This is a genomic window from Campylobacter sp. RM16187, assembly GCF_025319965.1.
Taxonomy (GTDB): Bacteria; Campylobacterota; Campylobacteria; order Campylobacterales; family Campylobacteraceae; genus Campylobacter_A.
The window spans coordinates 1303659-1327519 of the sequence record NZ_CP012549.1 but is presented as its reverse complement, the minus strand read 5'-3'; the positions used below and the strand labels follow the sequence as shown (position 1 = coordinate 1327519).

Here is a 23861-nt window from a genome sequence, read left to right as displayed (position 1 = left end):
TGGTATGCTTAAGATTTGTGTTTTGAAATAAATCTTTATAAAGGAGTTTTTATGGATATAATGCTGATTTTACAGATTATAGTCCTGTTCGGAGGTATCTACCTAGGTGTTAAATTAGGTGGTATGGGTGTTGGCTACGCAGGTGGTCTTGGTGTCGTTGTTTTAGCAATGCTTGGCATGAAGGTAGAGATGAAGGGTATCCCTATGGATGTTATCCTCATTATCGCTTCTGTTATATCAGCTATTACTGCGATGCAAGTTGCCGGTGGTCTTGATTTCTTGGTTCAAGTTGCATCTAAAATTTTACGCAAAAATCCAAAACAAATTAACTTTTTAGCTCCTGTTGTTACATATTTGCTAACAATATTTGCAGGAACCGGACATACGGCGTTTTCAATGCTTCCAGTTATTACAGAAGTTGCTAAAGGACAAAACATTAAGCCCTCAGCCCCTCTTGCGCTTTCTGTTGTTTCATCTCAGGTTGCAATTACTGCCAGCCCGATTTCAGCAGCTTTCGTTGCGATGACAGGTGTTGTAGAGCCGCTTGGTGTTAGCTACCCAATGCTGCTATTTATATGCATCTCTACAACATTTGTCGCTATGCTTGCAACTGCATTCTTTGTAAATAAATTTTACGATTTAGATCTTTCAAAAGACCCTATATATCAAGAAAGACTTGCAAAAGGTCTAGTAGAAGAAGTTAAAGATGCTGAGTATAAAGAACTTAAACCTTATGCAAAGAGATCTGTTGCGATATTTGGTATAGGAGTTTTAATCATTGTTGCTTATGCACTTGCTATCTCAAAGAGTGTAGGTCTTATAGAAAATCCTATATTAACAAGAGATAATGCTATCATTAGCTTTATGCTAACTATCGGCTTTATCATTGTAGTTCTTTGTAAAGTTGATACAGGCAAGCTGCTTTCAACAAGCACATTCCAAAGCGGTATGAATGCGTGCATCTGCGTTATAGGTATTGCATGGCTTGGAACAACATTTGTTAACGGACACATTGATAGTATCAAAGAGATAGCTAAAAACGTAGTTACTCAATATCCATTTATTTTGGCTGTTGCGCTTTATTTCCTAAGTTGCTTGCTATATTCTCAAGCTGCTACAACTCGTGTTATGATGCCTGCTGTTGCAATTGCTCTTGGTATGACAAGCCCTGAAAATTCACAACATGTTTGGATTTTAGTTGCTTCATTTGCTGCTGTTTCAGGACTATTCGTTCTACCTACATATCCTACAACACTAGGTGCTATCGCAATGGATGATACGGGAACTACAAAGGTTGGTAAATTTGTATTTAACCACTCATTCTTCATTCCTGGCACAATCATGGTTGCGATCTCAGTTGCGCTAGGGTTTTTAATAGCTCCTGTTCTTATATAAGAACAAACTAATTTTTGCCAAGAGATACTCTCTTGGCTTTTTTAAATTTTAAAGGATAATAAGATGAAAAGAGTTGGAATTTTAGGCGGAATGGGACCGCTTGCCACTATAGATCTATATGCTAAGATAGTTGAACTTACAGATGCAAAAAAAGATCAAGATAATATACCTATAATCATCGATAATTATCCACAAATTCCAGACAGAACAGCCTATATACTTCATGGCGGTCAAGATCCGTTTCCTTTTATGAAAGAGGCTGCTTTAAGGCTTAAAAACGCAGGATGCGAAGCGGCTTGCATGGCGTGCAATACGGCTCACTATTTTGCAGATAGGCTTGTAGAAGAGACTGGGATTAATCTACTTCATATAGCAGGCATTGCCGTAGACGCGATTAAAAAAGAGTATCCAAATGCTAAAAAAATAGCTGTTATAGCGACAACAGGAACTACAAAGGCTAAAATTTACGAGAATAAGCTTATTCAAAACGGCTTTGAGTGTGTGCAAATCCCAGAAAATTTACTTGAAAATATAATGGATTGTATCTATAAAGGCGCGAAAGCAAATAAGCTAAAAGAGTATGTTGAGCTTTTTAATGATACTATAGATCAAGTCCAAGCCGATGTTTATATAGCTGCTTGTACCGAAATACCGCTATTTTTGCCTTATGCAAAGAAAAAAGATAAATTTGTTGATGCGACTCTTGAGCTTGCTAAGGCTGCCGTAAAATTTAGTCTTGAGAAATAGATATTTTATACTAGCTAGCTTACTTACCGCTTTTAACATATACATTTAAACGCCTATTAAAACAAATTTCTATAAAATCTATATTAATACAAATTTTAAAAGGCATTAGATGTCTCATTTTGAATTCACAAGCTCATATTTTGGTGCTTTTGTAATACTTATTTTGTCGATTATAGTATTTAGCTTAATTGTGATTTTATCAAGCAAAATAGGTAGTAAAATGGCAAATAAAAACTCGGAGCGTCTAAAACTATCTATTTATGAGTGCGGACCAGAGGTTATCAAGCAACCAAATAGGATAAATATTCACTATTTTTTATACGCTATCTTGTTCGTGCTTTTCGATGTTGAGGTTATATTTATGTTTCCTTGGGCTGTGGATTTTAAAATTTTAGGATTATTTGGATTTATTGAGATGGCGTTTTTCATCATACTTTTATCGATAGGATTTATCTATGCGTGGGGCAAAGGAGCGTTTACGTGGCAAGACATCAGATAAATTATGCACAAAACGGCGGTTTGCCGGTGGTGCTTACTACGGTTGATAAGCTTGTGCAATGGGGCAGGAGCAACTCGCTTTGGGCACTTAGCTATGGGCTTGCGTGTTGTGCGATAGAGATGATGGCAAGCGGAGCCAGCAGATATGACTTTGATAGGTTTGGAACGATTTTTAGAGCCTCTCCTAGACACTCTGAAGTAATGATAATAGCCGGAACTCTCACTAAAAAGCATGCTGAGTTTACACGTAGGCTATATGATCAAATGGCCGAGCCAAAATGGGTCATATCGATGGGAAGCTGTGCAAATACCGGAGGTATGTTTAATACCTATTCAACCGTGCAAGGAGTGGATCGTATAATACCAGTTGATATATATCTGCCAGGATGTGCGCCTAGGCCAGAAACTCTTCAATATGCGCTAATGATACTTCAAAAAAAGATTCGCAAAGAGAGTCCGTTTAGAGCTCAAGCTCCAAAAAGGTTAGTATGATGAGAGAGTATCAAGATAGAAAGAATGCTCAGAAAAAGCACTATTATAAGGATTCATTTTATGTTGCAGAACAAACTAAGAAATTTAATGTGCAAGAGAGTGAATTTAATGAGGATTTAGAGGCTTTAAACTCTGAAAATTTAGAAATTTTAGACTCATATATAGAACTTGGTCAATTTGTAGTCTATGTAAAATGTAGTGAAAATTTAAAGGCTCTCAGGATATTTAAATCTCTTGGATACGAGGTATTGTCTGAGATTTCGGCGATTGATTTTATCTCTCAAAAGGGTGGATTTGAAGTTTTTTATCAGCTTTTGTCTATATCAAATAAAAAAAGAGCGCGAGTAAAATGCTTTGTAAAAAAAGCCGAAATGCTTAAAAGTGTGGTTGAAATTTACAAAAGTGCCAATTGGTCGGAGCGAGAGATGTATGATATGTTTGGAATTTTTATACAAAACCATCCTAATTTAAAACGTCTTATAATGCCTGATGATTGGCATTCGCACCCTCTTTTAAAGAGCTATCCATTGCATGGAGATGAGCATGCCAGATGGTATGAGGTTGATAAAATTTTCGGTCGTGAATATCGCGAGACAATAGGTCCTGAGAATAGAGATAGCGCCAAAATAGATAGCAAAGACACATTTAACTTTGGGCGAATTTATCACGAAGTTGAGCGTGGGGCTGAGCCAAGAGACGAGAAAATTTTACAAGAGTATCAAGAAGATGGCGGTGTAGCCTTTGTTAAGCGCGTAAAACGCGGTAGTAGTAAAATTTTAGAAAAAAGACCTTAGAATGCAAAATCCAAGCAAACTTAGACCATTTTTTGAAAATATAGAATTTGAAGAAAATAATGGAAAAATGATACTAAATTTCGGCCCTCAGCACCCTTCCGCGCACGGGCAGCTAAAGCTAGTGCTTGAGCTTGACGGTGAAAAGGTTGTGCGCGCTATGCCTGAGATTGGCTTCATGCATAGAGGCGTTGAAAAGATGGCTGAAAATATGACCTTTCAAGAGTTTTTGCCGGTAACTGATAGGGTCGATTATATAGCTTCAAGTGCTAATAACTATGCCTTGTGCGCGGCAGTTGAAAAGCTTTGCGATATCGAGGTGCCTAGAAGAGCTCAGATAATAAGAACCATGCTTTTGGAGTTAAACCGCATAAGTTCGCATCTTCTGTTTTTAGCCACCCACGCGCTTGATGTGGGCGCAATGACCGTGTTTTTATACGCCTTTAGAGAGCGTGAGTATATTTTGGATTTGATTGAAAAATATTGTGGTGCTAGACTTACGCACTCAAGCATTAAGATAGGCGGAGTATTTCTTGATCTACCTAGCGGCTGGACTGAGGAACTGCTGGCATTTTGTAATAAATTTCCAAGCGATATAGCCACTTATGAGGGACTTTTAAGCGAGAATAGAATTTGGCGTATGAGACTTGAGGGAGTTGGTGTTTTAAGCCGTGAAAAGGCTCTTAGCTGGGGATGCTCAGGAGTTATGCTAAGAGCTAGCGGTGTAGAGTTTGATATTAGAAAGGCTGAGCCATATTTGGTATATAACGAGATTGATTTTGAAGTGCCATACTCAAATACCGGTGATTGTTATGCAAGATATAAGCTTTATATGGAGGAGATGAGGCAGAGTGTAAAAATACTGCTTCAATGCGAGAAGCTTTATAATAATTCAGGGCCTGAAATTTTAGCCAGTTCGCCTCAATTTGTAAGCGCCAGCAAAGAGCAGATAATGACACAAAACTACTCTTTGATGCAGCATTTTGTGCTGGTTACTCAAGGGCTTAAGGCAAAGCGCGGAGAGATTTATCATCCTACCGAGTCGCCAAAGGGAGAGCTTGGATTTTATATTTACTCTACTGCAGAGAGTAGTCCATATCGCTTGAAAATTCGCGCTCCAAGTTTTTTCCACTGTGCACTCTACGAGGAGCTTTTGGTGGGGCAATATGTGGCTGATGTGGTTACTATAATAGGTAGTAGCAATATAATTTTAGGTGAAATCGATAGATGAAAAGAGTTGATTTAAGACATTTAAAAGGTGATTTTTTAAGCGAATTAAGTAATCAGGCAAAAAGGCTCAACGATGGCGAGGTCTGTATATTTTTATTTGAGCCTGTAGAGTTTGACAATATCGAAAAAAGTGTAAATTTGATACGAGAAGAGAGCTGTGAGCTTATAAATTCGCTTAAATTTAATCAGGTAGATTGGACTATAGTAGTGAAGAAAATTAAAGGGTGAATATGAAATTTAAAGAGTTTAAAGGTGCAAAAACATTAAGTCTTGCAAGTCTGCTTAGCCTTCAAAATTTGACTTTGGCAAACGAGCTAAAAAATCAAGATTTTATCTATATCTCTTGTTTTGAGGATGAAATTTTAGGCAGCAAAAATTTAATTCGTTGCGAAATAGGATCTATTAGCTATGTTTTGGCTCTTCTTTGCAAATACTGCCTTGATTTTTCAAAATTTGAAAGCGACGTCAAAGAGTATTTTGATGAGCTTGATGAAGGCTTTTTAAGCGGAGAGTGCAATATCGGAGAAGAGGAGTTTGAGGATCTGGCTATTTTTATGAAGGATTGCGAAAATATCATAATAGACAGCACTTTCTTCTCACATCCAGACTCTAAGATGATATTTGAATGTTTAAATTTGCTAAATTTAAACACTGTTGTAGCGGACAGTAAGATCGAAGAAGTTAATACTGACGGAAATTTGGATGAGCTAAAAGAGCTTGATAGCTTTGATGGAAGCGTTATCTTCGGACTTATTGGAGATAGTGGCGAGCTTGTAGGGTCTTCTAGCTTTGCTATTGCAGCTAAGGTAAAAGATGGAGATGAGGTTAAAGTAAGAGCCAATGGACTTGATATAGAGAGAAAATTTAGACTAAATAGCGCTATGAAAGGAACTGTGGCGATATTTAAAGATAGTCAAATTAATGGCTATAACTTCAAAGTAGCAAAAATTAGCAAATTAGGATGAGATTATAATATGAGTGAGCAAATCACCCTCTTTATAGACGGCATAGAATGCAAAGCATATGAAGGTGAGTATATACTTGGCACTGCAAGAAAAAATGGGATCTTTATCCCTGCAATCTGCTATCTTACCGGATGTTCGGCGACTTTAGCCTGTAGGTTATGTATGGTGGAGGCTGATGGAAAGCGAGTATATGCCTGCAATGCGAAAGTCAAAGAGGGTATGAATGTAGTTACAAATACCGATGAAATTAGCGTAGAGCGTAATGCTATTATGCAAACTTATTGTATAAATCACCCTCTTGAGTGTGGAGTATGCGATCAAAGCGGAGAATGCGAGTTACAAAATTTTACTACGCTCATGGGAGTAAACAGTCAAAAATACGCCATCAAAGATACTCATAAACCTCATAAAAATTGGGGTAAGATAAACTACGATCCATCTCTTTGCATAGTTTGCGAGAGGTGCGTTACCGTATGCTCTGATAAGATCGGCGAAAGTGCGCTAAAAACTACTCCAAGAGGCGGCGATCAGCCTGCTAAGGAGTTAAAAGACAGTATGCCAAAAGATGCTTTTGCTGTTTGGAACAAATTTCAAAAGAGTCTTATAGCGCCTAGTGTGGGAGCAAATTTGGACTGTTCGTTTTGCGGTGAGTGCACTAGCGTATGTCCCGTTGGAGCTCTTGTAGGAAGTGAGTTTCAATACAGCTCAAACGCATGGGAATTAACCAAAATACCTGCTTCAAATCCGCATTCAAGCGATTGTGAATTGATGTATTACGACATTAAAGAGAGCGGGATAGAAAATCGCAAAAAGAGAATTTATAGAGTTAGTAACGATTTTCACTTTACCACTTTAAATACGGCAGCTAGATACGGATATGATTTTGCCAATGAAAATGCTAAAAAAGATGAGAGTAAATTTAAAGAGATAGTGGATAAATTTAAAAACGGTGAAGTAAAAAATATAAAATTTAATAGCTTTATCACAAATGAAGAAGCCTTAATTTTAGAGCGTTTAAGGCAAAAATTCGGGTTAAATTTAGTAAATAGTGAGGCTAAAAAATATCAAGACTTTTTAAACGAATTTGCTAAATTTAGCGGCGAGAGCCTATATAACGGCGATGTAGAGAGTTTAAATAAAACGGATTTTATTGTAAGTGTAGGAACTCTTTTAAGATATGACAGTCCTAATATAAGTTATGCCCTAAATAACGCGCTTAAAATCAATAAATCCTCGGTAATATGCTTTCACGCAATAGTAGATAAGGTTATTAAAAACTACTCTAAAAATTTGCTTTTTATTCATCATAAAGCGGGCTTGGAGCTTGATATACTGCTTTGGATTTTGCAAAATTTTGCAAAAAATTTAGATGGTGATATTGATAAATTTTTAAAAGAAAATTTAATAATCTCTAAAAAAATAGTAGAAATTTTAAAGCCAAAAGAGATAGAAGAAGAGATTGTTAAGAAGATTGCCGATGAAAACGGCGAAACGCAAGAGATTAAAGAGGTAGTTAAAAAGCAGGTTAATGAAAAAAAAGAACAGGAAATAAGCGTAGAAGTTTCAAAATTTGCTCTAAATTTAGGCATTGATGAGGATAGAATAAAGGCTTTAACCGATAAGAAGCAAAGCTTTGCACTGATTATCGGAGAAGATTTTTACTGTCATGAAAATGCTCTTGCCTTAGCCGCTCTTGCAGGACTTATAGCCAAATTTACGAAGTTTAAGGTGATTTTAATCCCACCTAGAACAAATTCTCTCGGAGTTGCTAAAATTTGTAAATTATCAAATGAGGAGAGCGGGTTTAGCTTTGGATATAACGAAAAGGCAGATTTTACTATGAGTATTTCCGAAGGCGATATTGATGCACCTGCACTTACTCAGCAAGAAGGAACCTTTAGTAATTACGATAAGCGGGTTGTGCCTACAAATGCGGCTTTAAAATATGATGGTTATACTCTAAACGATTTGGCAAACGAGCTTGGAATCAGGTCTAAATGGACAATTGACTATACGTTAAAGCTTGGAGATATTGATGAATTTAAGAGAGTGGAGTTTGATGAGCTTGATAATTTTTATGAAAATTCAGGAGCTTGTAAAAGAGGGTATCTCTTAAAATCTCAAAAAATAAATAGTGAAGCAAGGCTTGATTTTAAAAATTTAAAGAGCGAAGAGATTAAATTTAATATATATAGGGCAAATCCTATTCATCAATTTTCAAAATTTACAAATATGGCTTCTCAGCTCAATGAAACAGGAGCCTTGTATGTATCAAGCGGATTTTTAGATGAAAATGGCTTTAAGGATGGCGAGATAGTAAATTTAAAAAATGAAAATTTAACTTTAGCGATTAGGTTAAAGCTGGATAGCGATTTAGAAGGTGTTGTTGCATATATTGGAGATTTTGACGATCATATTGATATAGAGCCGTTTTTTATCGGCAGATACGCAAATTTAAAGATAGAGAGGGCATAAGATGGATGGGTTTTTTATAGTCGAAACTATCGTAAAATCTTTAATTGTAATATCTGTTTTTGCCACTCTTGCTGGACTTGGAACTTATGCCGAGCGAAAGGTTTTAGCCTATATGCAGCGTAGAATAGGACCAAGCATGGTGGGTCCTGGAGGCATTTTACAGCTTGTTGCGGATATGATAAAGCTCTTTACTAAAGAGGATATCATTCCTCAGTTTGCTAATAAGCCCATCTTTATGATAGCGCCTATTATTTCTGCTGTTGGAGCCTTTGCGGCACTTGCTGTAGTGCCGTTTTTCCCGGAATTTACACTTTTTGGACGCACAATTAGGTCAATTTTAGCAGATGTGGGTGTCGGAGTGCTTTATGTGCTTGGAGTCGGAGGAGTTTGCGTGCTATCCCCGCTTCTTGCCGGACTTTCAAGCCACAATAAATATGCTCTTATAGCCGCGGCAAGAGCTTCTATGCAGCTTATTAGCTTTGAAGTGGTAACCGGGCTTTCTCTTTTAAGCGTGATTATGATGGTTGGCTCTTTGTCTTTAATAGATATCAACAACTACCAAAATACAGGTCTTGGAGGCTGGCTTATCTTTAAGCAGCCACTAGCTTTTATACTATTTTTGATATCGTCGTTTGTAGAGACTAATAGAACTCCATTTTGTATGACCGAAAATGAGACGGAGTTAATCGCCGGCTATGGCACCGAGTATTCCGGTATGCGTTGGGCTATGTTTTTTATAGGTGAGTATGCCAATATGATAACAGCTTCATTTTTAGTAAGTCTTGTATTTTTAGGCGGATTTAATCCTGTTTGGTTTTTGCCGGGCGGACTGATGATACTTTTAAAAGTTAGTTTTATATTTTTCCTATTTCTTTGGACTAGGGCTGCATGGCCTCATGTTAGAGTTGATCAGCTTATGGGGCTTTGTTGGAAGGTTTTGATGCCTTTGGCTCTCTTAAATATCCTGATAACCGGTTTAGTGTTGGTGTGAGATGAAAGATTATATTTTTATAAAAACAGATGATGCGACGATCTCTAATATTGATAAATTTAAAAGGCTAGTAAGGCGAACCTTTAAGCTTGAGCTTTTTAAAGGGCTTTGGATAGTTCTAAAAGAGATGATTGGCGGTAAGTCGCATACTCTTTTATATCCTCTTGAAAAGATGCAGCTTAGCCCTAGATATAGGGCTGTGCATAAGCTTATGAGATTTATAGAGAGTGAAAACGAACGATGTATAGGATGCGGGCTCTGTGAGAAAATTTGCGTGAGTAACTGTATCGCTATGGAGACTAAGCTTGATGAGAATGGACGAAAGAGAGTTGTAAATTATTCTATAAACTATGGCCGATGTGTATATTGTGGGCTTTGTGCCGATGTTTGTCCGGAAATTGCCATAGTGCATGGAAGCGAATATGAAAACGCAAGCGAGCAAAGAGCTTATTTTGGCTTTAAAGATGATCTTTTAACTCCAAAAGATAAGCTTTGTGAACAGGTGGAATTCCCTGGATATGGCAGTTTAAGAGAGGATGCGGATAAATTTGTCAAAGCAACTCCAAATGCATATATAAATATAGATGAAATTTCTAATAAGCCGGAAAAACAGAGTGAAATTTCAAAGGAAAGTAAAGATGTTTGAAGTAGTAGCCTTTTATTTTTTCGCCGCTACCTCGATAGCATGCTTTGGTATAAGCGTATTTAGTAAAAATATTCTTTATTCTATGAGCGCATTAGCTGGCGGAATGATCTTTATTTCCGGATTTTTCTTTTTGCTTGGGGCTGAATTTTTAGGAGTTGTGCAAATAATCGTTTATACCGGAGCCGTAATGGTTCTGTATGCATTTTCGATGATGTTCTTTGATGTCAGTAAAGACGTAGTGGAAAATAGAAGCAAGGCGGCAAACAGGCTAATATACACTCTTAGCGTATTGTCCGCTCTGATTTTGGTGCTTATATTTTCAGCTCCGATCATTTCATCAAATTTAGACGCTCAATATCCTATCGTAGAAAATGTCGGTAACGTCGAGATAGTAGGAATTTTGCTATTTACAAAATATCTAATTGTGTTTGAATTGGCGGCTGTAATGCTACTTGTTGCTATGGTGAGTGCGATAGTGCTCGCTCATAAAGATATGGACAGGGGAGATAGCGATGATAACGCTTAGTCACTATTTGATAGTTTCGGCAATTATGTTTGGACTTGGTATTTTTGGCATCATAAAAAGAACTAACCTAATAATGCTATTTTTCTCTACTGAAATTTTATTAAACTCAGCCAACGTAGCTTTAGCTGCGATATCTAAATTTAGCGGAGATATGACAGGGCAAATTTTTGCCTTTTTTATTATAGCTGTTGCTGCTAGCGAGGTAGCGGTAGGGCTTGGACTCTTGGTGCTTTGGTATAAAAAGACAGGCTCTATAGAGATTTCAAGCATGAAGAGCATGAGGAGAGGGTCGTGAATCAAGCTGTTTTGTTTCTAGTTTCGCTATTTTTACCGCTTGTCTCTGCAATATTTGCCGGTATTTTTTCACACTCAAGACAGATGAATTTTGTGGGAGTAATATGCTCTGTTCTTATAGCTTTAAGCACGGTATCTTCGTTGATATTTTTAAATTTGGTAATAGTTGGCGGAGAGATTGAGATTTATCTTAAAGATTTTATCGTAGCGGGCGGATTTGAGAGCGAATTTAGCTTTATTATAGATGAAGTAAGCGTCATAATGATGTCTGTTGTCGGTATAGTAGCAGGTGTAGTGCATATCTATTCTATAAGCTATATGCATAATGATGCTGGATTTAATAGATTTTTTAGCTATCTTGGGCTGTTTGTCTTCTCTATGCTAATACTTGTAATGAGCGATAATTTTATCGGGCTATTTATAGGCTGGGAGGGCGTGGGATTATGCTCTTGGTTGCTAATTGGCTTTTGGTATAAAAAGCAGAGTGCAAGCTGGGCGGCAAATGAAGCCTTTATAATGAATAGAGTAGCGGATCTGGCTATGCTAATAGGAATATTTCTGATATATCAAGAGTTTGGAAGCGTAAGATATGATGAAGTTTTTAGTATGCTCTCAAGCGCTGATTCTTATCTGATAATACTAATTGCGGCTTGTTTATTTGTGGGTGCGATGGGCAAGAGTGCTCAATTTCCATTTCATACTTGGCTTGCAGACGCAATGGAGGGTCCAACTCCAGTATCGGCACTCATTCATGCCGCTACGATGGTAACCGCCGGAGTTTATTTGGTTATTAGAGCCAATGAAATTTTTGCTCTTACTCCAGAAATTAGTAGCTTTATAGCCTATCTTGGTGCTTTTGTAGCGATATTTGCTGCATCAATGGCCATAGTTAATAGAGATTTGAAAAAGATAATAGCCTATTCTACGCTATCTCAGCTTGGTTATATGTTTGTAGCCGCAGGGCTGGGAGCTTACTGGATAGCGCTGTTTCATCTTGCCACGCATGCCTTTTTTAAGTCATTGTTGTTTTTGTGCGCTGGTAATGTAATGCATGCGATGAATGATGAGCTTGATATTAAAAAGATGGGCGGGCTTTATAAATTTATGAAGATAACTGCTATATTTATGGTAATCGGCTCTGTTGCTTTGGCTGGATTTTATCCGTTTGCAGGATTCTTCTCTAAAGATAAAATTTTAGAAGTAGCGTTTAGCGAAGGAAATTTTATCATATATGCCATTCTTTTAATCACAGCCGCCATGACGGCATTTTATAGCTTTAGACTTATAATGCTTGTATTTTTTACAGATAGCAAATTTGAGCACCATCCGCATGAGGCGAACAGATCTACTATAATTTCTCTTGCGCCTCTTGTGATAATGTCATTTTTGGCAGGATTTTTAGAGCACAAATTTGAGATCATTTCAACTATAGTTTTACCAGATTATCTATTTGATATTCAAGACGGCACTAGAAATTTGATGGTAATTTTTACACTTTTGATAGTTTCTCTTTCAACCGGTTTTGCCGTATTTGCATATAAAAAAGGGATTTTCAAAGGGGATGTTACAGAATTTTGGGTTTATAAAATTTTAGAGCGACAATACTATATACCTCAAATTTATGATAGATTTTTTGTACGATGTTATCAGATAGTATCAAGAATATGCAGAAAATTTGACGAGGCTATAATAGATAGAAGTGTTGATTTTATCGCAAAATCGATCCATTCTCTGGCTAAATTTTCAGATAATATGCAAAGCGGGGATCTAAGTATAATGCTTAGATTGATGGTGCTTGGATTTGTTATTTTGCTCACTCTTGCATTTTTATTTACAAAGGCCGTAAATGCTTAGTTTGATAATATTTTTTCCGGCTCTTGCTGCGATGCTTGGTTTTTTGATAGATGAGAAGAGTATTAAGGTTTACGGAGTTTGTATAGCCTTTATAGAATTTTTATTGACTCTTTTTATGTGGTTTAGTTTTAGTGGAGTGTCTCAGGAATTTAGCCTGATAAATCATATCTCTTTGATTGGATTTTTAAATGTAAATTATACTGTCGGAGTTGATGGAATTTCACTATTCTTGGTTATTTTAAGCTCGTTCACGACTCTTATCGGGCTTATATCTTTAAATTTAAAAGGAAATTTAAAACATCTTATCATATCGATTTTATTTTTAGAGATGACGATGATGGGTGTATTTTTGGCTCTTGATGCGATTTTATTCTATATATTTTGGGAGCTTAGTTTATTACCTATGCTATATATAATAGGCGCTTGGGGAAGCGGGAATAGAATTTACGCTGCGATTAAATTTTTCATATATACATTTTTTGGCTCAGTGTTTATGCTGGTAGCTATTTTGGCGATGGCTTATCTGCACTATAAGATAAATGGCATTTGGAGCTTTTCTATAGTTGATTGGCAAAATTTAAAACTTCCTTTAAATACTCAAATTTGGCTATTTTTAGCGTTTTTTATCGCCTTTGCGGTAAAAACTCCAATGTTTCCGTTTCATACCTGGCTTCCTTACGCTCACGGTCAAGCCCCAACTATAGGCTCTGTGTTGCTTGCAGCGGTCTTGCTTAAGATGGGAACTTACGGCTTTGTGAGATTTTCTCTTCCTATGTTTCCGGACGCTAGCGTTGAACTATTTAATATAGTAGCAATTTTGGCCATTGTCATGGTTATCTATACAGCCTTAATAGCTTATGCTCAAGACGATATGAAGCAGGTTATCGCATATAGCTCTATTTCTCATATGGGTGTTATAGTGCTTGGAATTTTTGCCATGAACGTAGAAGGCATTAGCGGAGCTATATTTATGATGATTAGCCACGGTGTAGTTAGCGGTGCTCTATTTTTGTTAGTTGGTATAATATATGAGCGAAGACATACTAAGATGATAGGCGAATTTGGAGGACTTGCTAGCGTGATGCCAAAATACGCTTTGGTTTTTTGTGTAATCATGCTTGGCAGTATCGGGCTTCCGCTTACCATAGGATTTGTAGGTGAGTTTTTAAGCTTGGTTGGAATTTTTAAAGCGAATTTCATATATGCTATTTTAGGTGGTATAGGCATCATAGTGGGTGCGATATATATGCTAAATCTCTTTAGAAAGGTATTTTACGGAGTATGTGATAAAGAAGAAAATTTAGAACTAAAAGATCTAAATTTAAGGGAGCTTATTACTCTCGTGCCTCTTTGTCTGCTTGTAATCTATCTTGGAGTTAGCCCAAATATTATGTTAAAACCTATAGATATGAGTGTAAATCAAATGATGGTTAAGATGTATAACAAATCTTTAAAAAGCGAGACTAAAGAGTTTATTGCAAATTCCAATAGAATAGGAGGCGGACAATGAATGAGCTAGTATTCGTAAGCCTAGCAGAGCTAAATATATCCTCAGTCGCCTCAATGCTCTCTTTGATCTTTTTTGCTCTTTTAATTTTATGTATAAGCACATTTAAAAAAGATCTATCAAAGACCTTTTATACAGTGCTTTGTCTGATAGCCATTATGCTAAACCTAGGAATAGTAATAGATCATAATATACTATCAAAAGGTTTTTTTGATCTGTTATTAGTTGATGGCATATCCGTTTTATCTCAGATTATTATTCTGATAGCTTCATCTTTATTTATCCCGCTTTCACTTAGCACTAAGAGGTTTTTTGAATATGAGATAAGTGAATTTTATGCGCTATTTTTATTTATGATAGCCGGATTTGAATTTATGGTTAGTAGTAATAATCTTATTTTGATATTTATAGGACTTGAAACATCTTCTTTGGCGCTTTATACGCTAATTGCGCTTCACAATAAAATAAAGTCAATAGAGGCTGCGATAAAGTACTTTACGATGGGGGCGCTTGGTTCCGGATTTTTTGTATTTGGCGCTGCTATGTTTTATATGGCGACAGGAAGTGTCGAGATAAATTTAATAGCCGATGTGATAAAGCAATCCGGATTGCAAGGCAGTATGATAGCAACTCTTGGATGTGTGTTTATGTTTGGCGCTATTGGATTTAAGCTCTCTTTGATACCTTTTCATACTTGGGTGCCAGATGTCTATGAGGGTGCCAATTCGCCTTTGGCGGGATATATGTCTGTAGTACCAAAAGTGGCTGGATTTATAGTGGCTTTAAGGCTATTTGAGGCGCTTGCTCATTCGGATATATATTGGGTGCATTATATGCTATATATTTCTGCCATTTTGACAATGACTCTTGCCAATATTATGGCTTTAGTTCAAAGAGATGTTAAGAGGATGCTTGCGTTTAGCTCTATTGCACATGCCGGATTTGTGCTTTGTGCCATAGTTATAGGCACTTCTCAAGCAAATGTATCTTTATTTTTGTATTGGATTATGTTTTTGTTTGCAAATTTGGGTGCATTTTCTATGCTTTGGGTTGCAAGATGCGATGATACGGTCTGCTGGGATAAAAGGTTTAAACATCCTTACGAGAAATTTGCAGGACTTATTAAAACACTTCCAAACTATGCGGTGATAATGGCGATTTTTATGGTTGCTTTAGCCGGAATTCCGCCATTTAGCGTATTTTGGGGCAAGATGTATCTGATTTCTTCGGCTATTGCAGGAAATCATGTAGTTTTGGCTGTTGTAATGGCTTTAAATAGCGCGATAGCGATATATTACTATTTAAAGCTAGTTGTCGTGATGTTTTTAAAAGAGCCTATTGTAAGCGATAAAAACCTATATATCGCAAATACATCTGGCGCGCTTAAAGCTATTGTAGGGTTTGCTGCGATAACTACTATAGGAGCTATATTTATGATAGACTCATTACTTGAATTTATCGCAAGTTTCGTGATCGCAAGTGGTTTTTAAATTTAAAAATTTTATAATGTCAATATGAAAAAAACATTTTTACTCTTATTTTCTCCGATACTTGCTTTCGCCTTTTCTTTGGTATTAAATTCCGGCAAAGAGGGCGGAGTGACATATAGCATTCTTCACCTAAAAGACGATAGTGAATTTGCTTGCAAAGAGGAAATTTTAGTCTACGATAATAAAATTTATACATGCGAGATAAAAGATAAAGCGATACCAAAGATAGATGATAAAATTCTCTCTTTAGTAGAGATTAAATTTACTCAGGATTTAAACTCAACAAAGATTACAGTAGCTCCAAGAGCCAATTCTAGGCTAATCTCATACCAAAAGCCGTTGTTTACCACAGATAGCGTAATGATGGTTGATAAAAATTTATCTAAACATTATTCTATTATCATAGATCCGCTTTTTAGTGAATTTGATAAGCCAAAAATGGATGGGATAAATTTCGCTCCGATATTTAAAGATATGAAGTATCCGAGCGTAGGAGCTCTTGATCTAAACAAAGCACCTATCGAAAATCCAGATGGTCATGATATAAATTCATATCTTAGTATTAAAAAAGAGTATGAAAGCAAACATTATGATTATGTTATAAGCAGCAGCGAATCCGCACTTAGAAAGCATCAAAACAGCATTTTTACAAGCGAATTTATGCTCTATAGATTAAGGGCGCTCGATAAAATTTTTGAGACAAAAGATAGTCATGAAAATTTATCGCCTGCAAATATGGTAGATGAGGGTAGGGCTTGGATGAAGCTCTTTGCCTCGGATGAAAACTATCCTGAAGTGCTTTATTTAGTCATGAAATCATATCTCAAGCAAGACATGACAAGTGATGCAAACTATATACTTGATATATTGATGAATGAGCATAAGGACTCTAGCTGGACTAAAAGTGCGATCTTGGAGTTTGCCGACAGGATATATAACACAGGAAAGCGACAAGATGCGATTAGGATGTATGAGGATGTGCTCTATTCGTCTAATAATATTGATGTGGCAAGTAGAGCGTCTTTGAGCTTAGTAAATAGTAGCATAGACGATTCTCAATTTGAAGCCGCCAAAGGATATATGCTAAAAATTTTAAACGCCAATCCAAATTACTTGCTAAACGATATCTCAAAATCAATGGATTTGGCTGGAATTTTTCGAGATAAAAATATCAATGACGTAGCCTCTAAGATATATGAAATTTTGGTCTTAAATTTAAAAAAGAGTGATGATAGATATGAGATAGCTCTTAAAAATTTAGCTCTTAGCCTTGTCGGCACAAAAGATGTAGAGAAGGCTTATAAATATCTGCAAAAATATCAAAATGAGTTTAGAGAGGGCGGATATATAGCTCAGGTTGAGCAGGGTATGGATAGGCTATTTTTTGAGTTAAATGAAACAAACTCTACAAAGCTTCATCAGCACTATGATCTGCTTATGGATAAATACGGCAAAAATGACATAGGTCAAAAGGCTCTAAAAGAGCAGGTTGCCCTATACCTAAAAGAGAAAAAATTCAATGATGTATTACGATATACAAATGCCGTAAGAGATATAAACGACACTGAAAATGATAAAAATTTAAACCTCGCAGCTCTTGCTTTGGCGAATGACATGATAAGAAAGGATAACTGTAAGGCTGTAGTGGATTTAGTGGAAGGCTATGAGATAAGAGCTGATATAGAGGCTAAATTTAAGCTATTTAACTGCTTTATGAGGATGTCTAGACATCAGAGCGCTTATGAGCTAGCTAAAGAGAATATAACATCGCCAGATATGTTAGATAGGGTTGAGTGGCTTGTAAATTTAAGCTCTGTATTGCTTAAAATGCAAAAATATAAAGATGTGGTTCGTGTTGCCGATGAAGCCTTGGCAATAGCTGCAAATGAGGAGTATGCTGATGTATCTCCTGTATTTTTCGACCGCTTTGATGCGCTTATAAAGCTGGATAGAATACCTGATGCAATGGCTACGATAAAGGCCATAGAGGATTTGAGGGAAAATGACTTTAGGATTATTGAAGTGTATGCAAAGATGTCTGAAATCACACAAAAGAACAAAGACTTTTTAAATACTGTAATCTATGCCAAGAAGGCAATAGATATGCAAAAAAGACTAAATATCAATACTTTTAGTCCGAAAGTGGAATTTGATTACATAAACGCTCTTAATAGGCTTGATAGATTGGATGAGGCTCTTAATAATTTAAAAAGTATTTTAGAAACTAAGCTTGAGCCTGTTGATAGAGTAAGGGCACTAGCACAAATTTCAGAAATTTACATTAAGCAAAAACGCCCACAAGATGCTAAGCTATATCTAGAGGAGTGCGTCGGGCTAAATTTTGAAAGCTCTTGGAAAAGCCTATGCTCCGAGCAGATTAAGCTCGTAGATTAGGCTAAAATATCATTCCTTCATTATCTTGCTTGATTAGATTATCCTGTGCGTCTTGTTTAGGAAGCGGAGAAGTTTTGGTATATAGCTCATCTTTTCCTTCATACATGGTATGAAATATCCCTTCGGGTTCTATAAAATTTCTCTTTGTCTCGGGAAATTCTTTTATATATTGCTCTATAAAAGCCTTAAATACCGGCGCAGCCGTTCTTCCTCCACCCTCTATTTTTCTCATAGGCGTATTATTGTCATTTCCATACCATATCACAACTTCCACTTCCGGAGTAAATCCGCAAAACCAAGCGTCTATATTGTTGTTTGTAGTGCCTGTCTTGCCAGCTATCTGAATGCCTTTTACTCTTGCGTTTTGTCCTGTACCACTATTTACAACCGTTTTTAGCATATCTACCATTAGATATGCTTGCTCCGGCTTTGTTGCTTGAATTCGCCTTGTCTCAAATGCTGTCTCTAAATTTTGTGGATTTATAATCTTTCGTATAAGTTGAGGTTCGACTATCTCTCCACCATTTGGAAACATAGAGTAAAATTTGGCAAATTCCAAAGGCGATATGCCAAAGCTTCCAAGCGCCATAGATAGATCTTTGGATATATTTTTAAATTCCATATCGCTAATGAGCTTATATGTCGTATCAAGTCCAATTTCGTTAAGCAAATTTATAGTCGCCAAGTTTCTTGACTGTCTTAATGCATTTTTTAGCGTTATATAGCCTTGAAATCCACCGCTATAATTTTTTGGCTTCCAGTCTTGCTCGTTTCCTGAACTAAAAACTCTTGATATGTCGGCTACTTTACTCATCGGAGAGTAGCCTAGATCAAGCGCAATTTGGTATATAAATGGTTTAAAGCTAGATCCCGGCTGTCTCATGCTCTGGGTAGCTCTATTGTAGCTGCTTTTGGAGTAATCAACTCCGCCAACTAGGGCTAAAATTTCACCGCTTTTTGGTGCCGTTACGACGATGGCTCCGTTTAAAACCGAGGCATTGGCGTCTTTATCGCGCTTTAAAATTTCACTATAGCCAAATTTCAGTGCATCTTCTGCCATCTTTTGAACTTTGAGGTCGATATTAGTCTCTATCCTATATCCGCCAACTCTAATATCGCTAAATATCTTTGAAGCTTCTTTAATAACCTCGTCCACCACATAAGGAGAGACGTTTTGAGTTAAAGTATCATCATATACTATAGGTTGTTCGGCTATGGCTTTTTTATACTCATCCTCATTTATCCAACCAAGCATATTCATACGCCAGATTACATTGTTCGCCCTACCAAGAGATAGATCAAGGTGCTTTGTGGGATCATAAGCGCTTGGAGCCTTTGGTAAGCCTACTAAAATAGCTATCTCTTTTATGGTTAACTCGTTTAGCTCTTTTCTAAAATACCCTTTAGCCGCAGCTTTTATACCGTAATATCCGTGACCCAAATATACTTGATTAAGGTATCTTTCTAAAATTTGCTCTTTGGTAAGCTCTTTTTCAAGCTTCATCGCCACAATCATCTCTTGTATTTTTCTAGTAAATTTCTTTTCTCTGGTTAAGATCATATTTTTTACTAGCTGCTGAGTGATTGTGCTAGCGCCCTCTACAAGCTTACCGGCCTTTATATCTTTTATAATGGCTCTTGTTATGGCTTCGGGATTTATGCCTCCGTGCTCAAAGAAGCTTGTATCTTCTATCGCTACTAAGGCTTCTATTACTCGAGATGGAATTTCATCGTAATTGGCATAAATTCTATTTTCTTCAAAAAGATTTGCTATCAGATTTCCATTTTTGTCATAAATTTGTGTAGTAAGCTTTGGCTTATATTCTATTATTCCACTTATATCGGGCTGAATTTGAGAATATAGGTATATAAAGGCTGCGCCGCTTGAGACAAAAATTATAAAAAAAAGTGAAGATAAAAATCTAATCATAAAAAGACCTTTAATTGCTCGACATTTAAGCCTCTGGCCGTGCTTTCATTGCCTATCTTTTTTAATATATATTTTTTATTAAATCCCTCTATCATCATTGCGCCAGCTTTTCCTTGCCATTCGTTACTTTTTATGTATTCGTTTAAATCATCTTGGCTAAATTTGGCAAATTGATATGTTGTAGAGCTTATATTAATAAGTTCAAATTCTTCACCTAAAAATATCATGGCTGTTATAATTTTAGCTTCATTATCGCTTTGTAAATTTAGCATATATAAAGCCTCTTTTTTATCTTTTGCCTTGCCTAAAATTTTACCGTTACACACGACCGCACTATCTGCAAAAAGGAGATTTTTTAAATTTGGATGCTCTTTTAAAAATTGCTCTTTTTTCGCTTGAACTACTTTTAAAACATAACTTGCGGGTTTTAAATTTTTATCAACTCCGCTTTCGTCAAAATCAAAAGAAAACTGCTTGAATTTAACTCTATTTTCTTCTAAAATTTTAGCTCTTGTGATAGAGCTTGAGGCTAGATTTATCATCAAAACGCCCTATAAGCTATACCAAGATAGGTTGCAAACAGTGCAAATACGACATTTAGCGGTATAAAGTAATATATAACTACTATCAAATTTTCGTGAAGCTCTATATATTCGCCTTTTTTCATAGATTTTACCGCTCTATTAATTCTATAAGTCACATATATTACGTTAATTAGCAAGAAGCTAAACACGGTCCATTTGGTAGCTAGAATCGTATTTAGCATAGGATCTGCAACCTTAGAGTAGTCATCTTCGCCTATTAACATACTAGTTACCACAATCACTGCTAAGGATATATAAACCGCACATCCGAGGTATTTTAGCGCAGAGATTACTAGAATATATCTTTTGTGATTGTTTGCAATATCTTTCATAAAAAATTTAGCCATAAACCAAAAGCTGGCTTGAAAACCTACAAATACTATAGTAGCGACCGTATGCAAAAATGGCAAAATATGACTAAGTTTTGCAAAAGCTATGTTAAATTCAGGCATTAAGCTAATTTTCCTTTAATAAATTCAAAAGCCTCTTTTTTGGCTCTATCCAACTGACTTATATCTTTTCCGCCTGCAGTTGCAAAATCATCTTTGCCACCGCCATTTCCACCTAAAATTTGAGCCGTCATTTTGACCCACTCTCCGGCCTTTATGTTTGCGTTTTTAACACCTGCCGCGATGGATATTTTTTCGTCCTTAACCTGAATAAATAGAGCTGCGACGCGTTCATTTGAGTTTTTTATCTCATCTATTGCAGTTTTTATATCTCCGCTTTCTAAAATTTCTACACAGACTTTTACTCCGCTAATATCACTTAGGTTTATAGCCTTTGATCCGCCGGCGTTTTTAAGCTCATCTTTTAAATTTTTTATCTCGCTTTTTAGCTTTTTAATTGCACTCATTGGCTCTATGCTTTTTAGCTCGGTTCTTATCTCTTCAAGTTCTTCTCTTAAATTTTTTGCGAAATTTAGAGCAGCCTTTGAGCATATCGCCTCTATTCTACGCACTCCAGCGCTAACGCCACTCTCTTTTGTTATAAAAAACACTCCAATTTCGTTAATATTTTTTACGTGAGTTCCTCCGCAAAGCTCTTTGCTAACATCGCCAAAACTTAGCACTCTTACATTATCGTCGTATTTTTCACCAAAAAGAGCTATAGCACCGCTGTTTTTAGCGCTTTCTATATCCATTATCTCGGTTTTTGCAGCGGCTCCGTTGGCTATGGCGTTATTTACAAAATTTTCTATTTTGTTTATCTCTTCGCTTGTAAGAGCCTTAGGATGAGAGAAGTCAAATCTAAGCTTGGTAGCTTCTACGCTTGATCCTGCTTGTGCCACATGTATTCCAAGAATTCTTCTAAGTGCCGAGTGAAGTAGGTGTGTTGCACTATGGTGGCGAGCTATTTCGCTTCTTTCATCGCTTACTTTTACTTCAACCTCATCTCCTGCGCTTAAATTTGCTTTTAGCTCTATAGATGATAGGTTTAATCCGTGAAATTTCTGCGTATCAACCACTTTTGCAAAATTTAAAATATCTCCAGTATCTCCGCATTGTCCGCCGCTTTGTGCATAAAAAGGAGTTTTATTAAGCATTACCCAACCGTTTTGTCCGGCTTTTAAGCTCATAACCCTTTTAAAATCCTCATCAAGCAAGGCTAAAATTTTGCTTTTTGAGCTCAAACTTTCATATCCTATAAACTCATTCTCTCCAAATTCTTCTAAAAGCTCTTTAAAATCTCCCTTTGCACTCTTATCTCCGCTTCCTTTCCAAGCGGCCTTTGCACGAGTTTTTTGCTCATTCATCAGCTCTTCAAATTTTGCTTCATCTACTTTTAGATTTTTATCCCTTAGCATATCGGCTGTAAGATCAAGTGGGAAGCCGTAAGTATCATAAAGCTTAAACGCGATCTCTCCGCTAAAGACATCTTTAGTATTTTTAAGCTCGCTGTTAAATAGCTCAAGACCCGATGCTATAGTTGCAAAAAATCTCTCTTCTTCTAATCTAATCTGCTCTTTAACCGCCTCTTTTTTATCATTTAGATAAGCGTAGTGTCCGCCCATTAGTTCGCATACCTTATCAACTAGCTTATACATAAAAGGCTCTTTTATACCCAGTAAGTATCCGTGGCGAACAGCGCGGCGTAAAATTCGGCGCAGAACGTATCCTCTACCCTCTTTATCAAAATTTACTCCTTGAGCTAACAAAAAAGTAACCGAGCGAATATGATCGCTGATTACGCGGTAGCTTGCTCCGGTTGAATACTCGTAAGGTTTTTTACAAAGCCTTGCAACCTCATTTATATAAGGCATGAAAAGAGAGCTGTCGTAGTTGCTAAATTTCCCCTCTTTTATTGCCGTTACACGTTCAAGTCCCATGCCTGTATCTATTGAAGGTTTTGGAAGAGGGCTTAGCTTTCCGTCTGCGTCTCTTTCATACTGCATAAATACGAGATTCCAAATTTCAAGAAATCTATCTCCGTCTCCACCCATGTAGTCTTCATCGGAGTTAAAATTTTCTGCTCCTTGATCGTAAAATATCTCAGAACAAGGTCCGCAAGGTCCGGTATCGCCCATTTGCCAGAAATTGTCTTTATCTCCAAATTTATAAATTCTATCCTTGCTTATATGCTCTTGCCACATCTCATACGCTTCATCATCACTCTCGTGAACTGTTACGTAAAGGCGATCTTTTGGTAGTTTCAATATCTCTGTTACAAATTCCCATCCGTAAGCTATCGCATCTTTTTTAAAGTATTCTCCGAAGCTAAAATTTCCAAGCATTTCAAAAAAAGTGTGGTGGCGTGCTGTATAGCCCACGTTATCAAGATCGTTATGTTTACCGCCCGCTCTTATGCAGGTTTGGCAGCTTGTGCGAATCGGCGGGGTAGGGCGTGGAATCTCACCTGTAAAAATACTTTTAAAAGGCACCATTCCAGCGTTTGTAAAAAGCAGTGTTGCATCATTTGGAACAAGTGGAGCGGAAGGTATTATTTCGTGTCCCTTTGAGCTGAAAAAATTTAAAAAAGCTTCTCTGACATCAAAAATATTTGTATCGCAATTTTTCATTAATTTTCCTATTTAAAATTTATAAAATAGTTC

The 23861-nt window shown here is 36.6% G+C and carries 21 protein-coding genes; 17 read left to right on the top strand and 4 right to left on the bottom strand.

Annotated features, from left to right (window positions below; genetic code table 11):
- The first annotated feature begins 51 nt into the window (after positions 1 to 51).
- The 17 genes from CDOMF_RS07055 to CDOMF_RS06975 all read left to right on the top strand — a co-directional run bounded on the left by CDOMF_RS07055 (position 52) and on the right by CDOMF_RS06975 (position 18295).
- The gene (locus tag CDOMF_RS07055; RefSeq protein ID WP_260951326.1) at positions 52 to 1395 is read left to right on the top strand and encodes an anaerobic C4-dicarboxylate transporter; all 1344 of its coding nucleotides are present in this window, start codon (positions 52 to 54) and stop codon (positions 1393 to 1395) included.
- Positions 1396 to 1458: 63 nt separating this feature from the next.
- Positions 1459 to 2142 (top strand): aspartate/glutamate racemase family protein, encoded by a 684-nt coding sequence (locus tag CDOMF_RS07050; RefSeq protein WP_260951325.1) that lies wholly within the window; start codon positions 1459 to 1461, stop codon positions 2140 to 2142.
- A 109-nt stretch (positions 2143 to 2251) separates the two neighbouring features.
- A complete protein-coding gene (locus CDOMF_RS07045; RefSeq protein WP_260951324.1) occupies positions 2252 to 2641 on the top strand; it encodes an NAD(P)H-quinone oxidoreductase subunit 3 in 390 nt (129 codons plus the stop codon).
- Entirely contained in the window at positions 2623 to 3132 is a 510-nt protein-coding gene (locus CDOMF_RS07040) for a NuoB/complex I 20 kDa subunit family protein (protein WP_169973614.1), read from the top strand. The genes CDOMF_RS07045 and CDOMF_RS07040 overlap by 19 nt, the downstream gene beginning before the upstream one ends.
- A complete protein-coding gene (locus CDOMF_RS07035; RefSeq protein WP_260951323.1) occupies positions 3132 to 3926 on the top strand; it encodes an NADH-quinone oxidoreductase subunit C in 795 nt (264 codons plus the stop codon). Before CDOMF_RS07040 ends, CDOMF_RS07035 begins: the two co-directional genes overlap by 1 nt.
- A 1-nt stretch (position 3927) precedes the next feature.
- Positions 3928 to 5154, top strand: a complete 1227-nt coding sequence (gene nuoD / locus CDOMF_RS07030) for an NADH dehydrogenase (quinone) subunit D (protein ID WP_260951322.1) — start codon at positions 3928 to 3930, stop codon at positions 5152 to 5154.
- Positions 5151 to 5381: an NADH-ubiquinone oxidoreductase subunit E family protein gene (locus tag CDOMF_RS07025; protein ID WP_260951321.1), complete on the top strand. Its 231-nt coding sequence runs from the start codon at positions 5151 to 5153 to the stop codon at positions 5379 to 5381. Before nuoD ends, CDOMF_RS07025 begins: the two co-directional genes overlap by 4 nt.
- A gap of 2 nt (positions 5382 to 5383) precedes the next feature.
- Positions 5384 to 6118 (top strand): hypothetical protein, encoded by a 735-nt coding sequence (locus tag CDOMF_RS07020; protein ID WP_260951320.1) that lies wholly within the window; start codon positions 5384 to 5386, stop codon positions 6116 to 6118.
- A 21-nt stretch (positions 6119 to 6139) separates the two neighbouring features.
- Positions 6140 to 8593, top strand: a complete 2454-nt coding sequence (locus CDOMF_RS07015; protein ID WP_336296827.1) for an NADH-quinone oxidoreductase subunit G — start codon at positions 6140 to 6142, stop codon at positions 8591 to 8593.
- Position 8594: 1 nt separating this feature from the next.
- Positions 8595 to 9584, top strand: coding sequence for an NADH-quinone oxidoreductase subunit NuoH (gene nuoH, locus CDOMF_RS07010; protein ID WP_260951318.1), 990 nt, complete (start codon positions 8595 to 8597; stop codon positions 9582 to 9584).
- 1 nt (position 9585) lies between these two features.
- Entirely contained in the window at positions 9586 to 10230 is a 645-nt protein-coding gene (gene nuoI, locus CDOMF_RS07005; RefSeq protein ID WP_260951317.1) for an NADH-quinone oxidoreductase subunit NuoI, read from the top strand.
- A complete protein-coding gene (locus CDOMF_RS07000; protein ID WP_260951316.1) occupies positions 10223 to 10756 on the top strand; it encodes an NADH-quinone oxidoreductase subunit J in 534 nt (177 codons plus the stop codon). Before nuoI ends, CDOMF_RS07000 begins: the two co-directional genes overlap by 8 nt.
- Positions 10743 to 11051, top strand: coding sequence for an NADH-quinone oxidoreductase subunit NuoK (gene nuoK, locus CDOMF_RS06995; protein WP_260951315.1), 309 nt, complete (start codon positions 10743 to 10745; stop codon positions 11049 to 11051). The genes CDOMF_RS07000 and nuoK overlap by 14 nt, the downstream gene beginning before the upstream one ends.
- The gene (gene nuoL, locus CDOMF_RS06990; RefSeq protein WP_260951314.1) at positions 11048 to 12904 is read left to right on the top strand and encodes an NADH-quinone oxidoreductase subunit L; all 1857 of its coding nucleotides are present in this window, start codon (positions 11048 to 11050) and stop codon (positions 12902 to 12904) included. The genes nuoK and nuoL overlap by 4 nt, the downstream gene beginning before the upstream one ends.
- Positions 12897 to 14414 carry an NADH-quinone oxidoreductase subunit M gene (locus CDOMF_RS06985; protein ID WP_260951313.1) on the top strand — a complete coding sequence of 506 codons (1518 nt, stop codon included), beginning with the start codon at positions 12897 to 12899 and terminating at the stop codon, positions 14412 to 14414. Before nuoL ends, CDOMF_RS06985 begins: the two co-directional genes overlap by 8 nt.
- Positions 14411 to 15901, top strand: coding sequence for an NADH-quinone oxidoreductase subunit NuoN (nuoN, locus tag CDOMF_RS06980; protein ID WP_260951312.1), 1491 nt, complete (start codon positions 14411 to 14413; stop codon positions 15899 to 15901). The genes CDOMF_RS06985 and nuoN overlap by 4 nt, the downstream gene beginning before the upstream one ends.
- Positions 15902 to 15925: 24 nt before the next feature.
- Complete coding sequence (locus CDOMF_RS06975; protein WP_260951311.1) at positions 15926 to 18295, top strand: tetratricopeptide repeat protein; 2370 nt, start codon at positions 15926 to 15928, stop codon at positions 18293 to 18295.
- 1 nt (position 18296) lies between these two features.
- Here the strand turns inward: CDOMF_RS06975 and CDOMF_RS06970 are convergent, their stop codons facing one another.
- The 4 genes from CDOMF_RS06970 to alaS are packed head-to-tail and all read right to left on the bottom strand — an operon-like array spanning position 18297 to position 23828.
- Positions 18297 to 20222, bottom strand: a complete 1926-nt coding sequence (locus tag CDOMF_RS06970) for a transglycosylase domain-containing protein (RefSeq protein ID WP_260953152.1) — start codon at positions 20220 to 20222, stop codon at positions 18297 to 18299.
- A complete protein-coding gene (gene maf, locus CDOMF_RS06965; protein ID WP_260951310.1) occupies positions 20222 to 20767 on the bottom strand; it encodes a septum formation inhibitor Maf in 546 nt (181 codons plus the stop codon). The genes CDOMF_RS06970 and maf overlap by 1 nt, the downstream gene beginning before the upstream one ends.
- Positions 20767 to 21261: a 3-isopropylmalate dehydratase gene (locus tag CDOMF_RS06960; RefSeq protein WP_260951309.1), complete on the bottom strand. Its 495-nt coding sequence runs from the start codon at positions 21259 to 21261 to the stop codon at positions 20767 to 20769. The genes maf and CDOMF_RS06960 overlap by 1 nt, the downstream gene beginning before the upstream one ends.
- The gene (alaS, locus tag CDOMF_RS06955; protein ID WP_260951308.1) at positions 21261 to 23828 is read right to left on the bottom strand and encodes an alanine--tRNA ligase; all 2568 of its coding nucleotides are present in this window, start codon (positions 23826 to 23828) and stop codon (positions 21261 to 21263) included. Before alaS ends, CDOMF_RS06960 begins: the two co-directional genes overlap by 1 nt.
- Positions 23829 to 23861 lie beyond the last annotated feature (33 nt).

Bases quoted from the DNA above. Each gene is read 5' to 3' on its own strand.
- maf (WP_260951310.1), bottom strand. From the start codon at position 20,767: ATGATAAATCTAGCCTCAAGCTCTATCACAAGAGCTAAAATTTTAGAA.
- nuoH (WP_260951318.1), top strand. From the start codon at position 8,595: ATGGATGGGTTTTTTATAGTCGAAACTATCGTAAAATCTTTAATTGTA.
- CDOMF_RS07055 (WP_260951326.1), top strand. From the start codon at position 52: ATGGATATAATGCTGATTTTACAGATTATAGTCCTGTTCGGAGGTATC.
- CDOMF_RS06960 (WP_260951309.1), bottom strand. From the start codon at position 21,261: ATGCCTGAATTTAACATAGCTTTTGCAAAACTTAGTCATATTTTGCCA.
- nuoI (WP_260951317.1), top strand. From the start codon at position 9,586: ATGAAAGATTATATTTTTATAAAAACAGATGATGCGACGATCTCTAAT.
- alaS (WP_260951308.1), bottom strand. From the start codon at position 23,828: ATGAAAAATTGCGATACAAATATTTTTGATGTCAGAGAAGCTTTTTTA.
- nuoN (WP_260951312.1), top strand. From the start codon at position 14,411: ATGAATGAGCTAGTATTCGTAAGCCTAGCAGAGCTAAATATATCCTCA.
- nuoD (WP_260951322.1), top strand. From the start codon at position 3,928: ATGCAAAATCCAAGCAAACTTAGACCATTTTTTGAAAATATAGAATTT.
- CDOMF_RS07035 (WP_260951323.1), top strand. From the start codon at position 3,132: ATGAGAGAGTATCAAGATAGAAAGAATGCTCAGAAAAAGCACTATTAT.
- CDOMF_RS07045 (WP_260951324.1), top strand. From the start codon at position 2,252: ATGTCTCATTTTGAATTCACAAGCTCATATTTTGGTGCTTTTGTAATA.
- CDOMF_RS07025 (WP_260951321.1), top strand. From the start codon at position 5,151: ATGAAAAGAGTTGATTTAAGACATTTAAAAGGTGATTTTTTAAGCGAA.
- nuoK (WP_260951315.1), top strand. From the start codon at position 10,743: ATGATAACGCTTAGTCACTATTTGATAGTTTCGGCAATTATGTTTGGA.
- CDOMF_RS07000 (WP_260951316.1), top strand. From the start codon at position 10,223: ATGTTTGAAGTAGTAGCCTTTTATTTTTTCGCCGCTACCTCGATAGCA.
- CDOMF_RS06975 (WP_260951311.1), top strand. From the start codon at position 15,926: ATGAAAAAAACATTTTTACTCTTATTTTCTCCGATACTTGCTTTCGCC.
- CDOMF_RS06985 (WP_260951313.1), top strand. From the start codon at position 12,897: ATGCTTAGTTTGATAATATTTTTTCCGGCTCTTGCTGCGATGCTTGGT.
- CDOMF_RS07020 (WP_260951320.1), top strand. From the start codon at position 5,384: ATGAAATTTAAAGAGTTTAAAGGTGCAAAAACATTAAGTCTTGCAAGT.
- CDOMF_RS07050 (WP_260951325.1), top strand. From the start codon at position 1,459: ATGAAAAGAGTTGGAATTTTAGGCGGAATGGGACCGCTTGCCACTATA.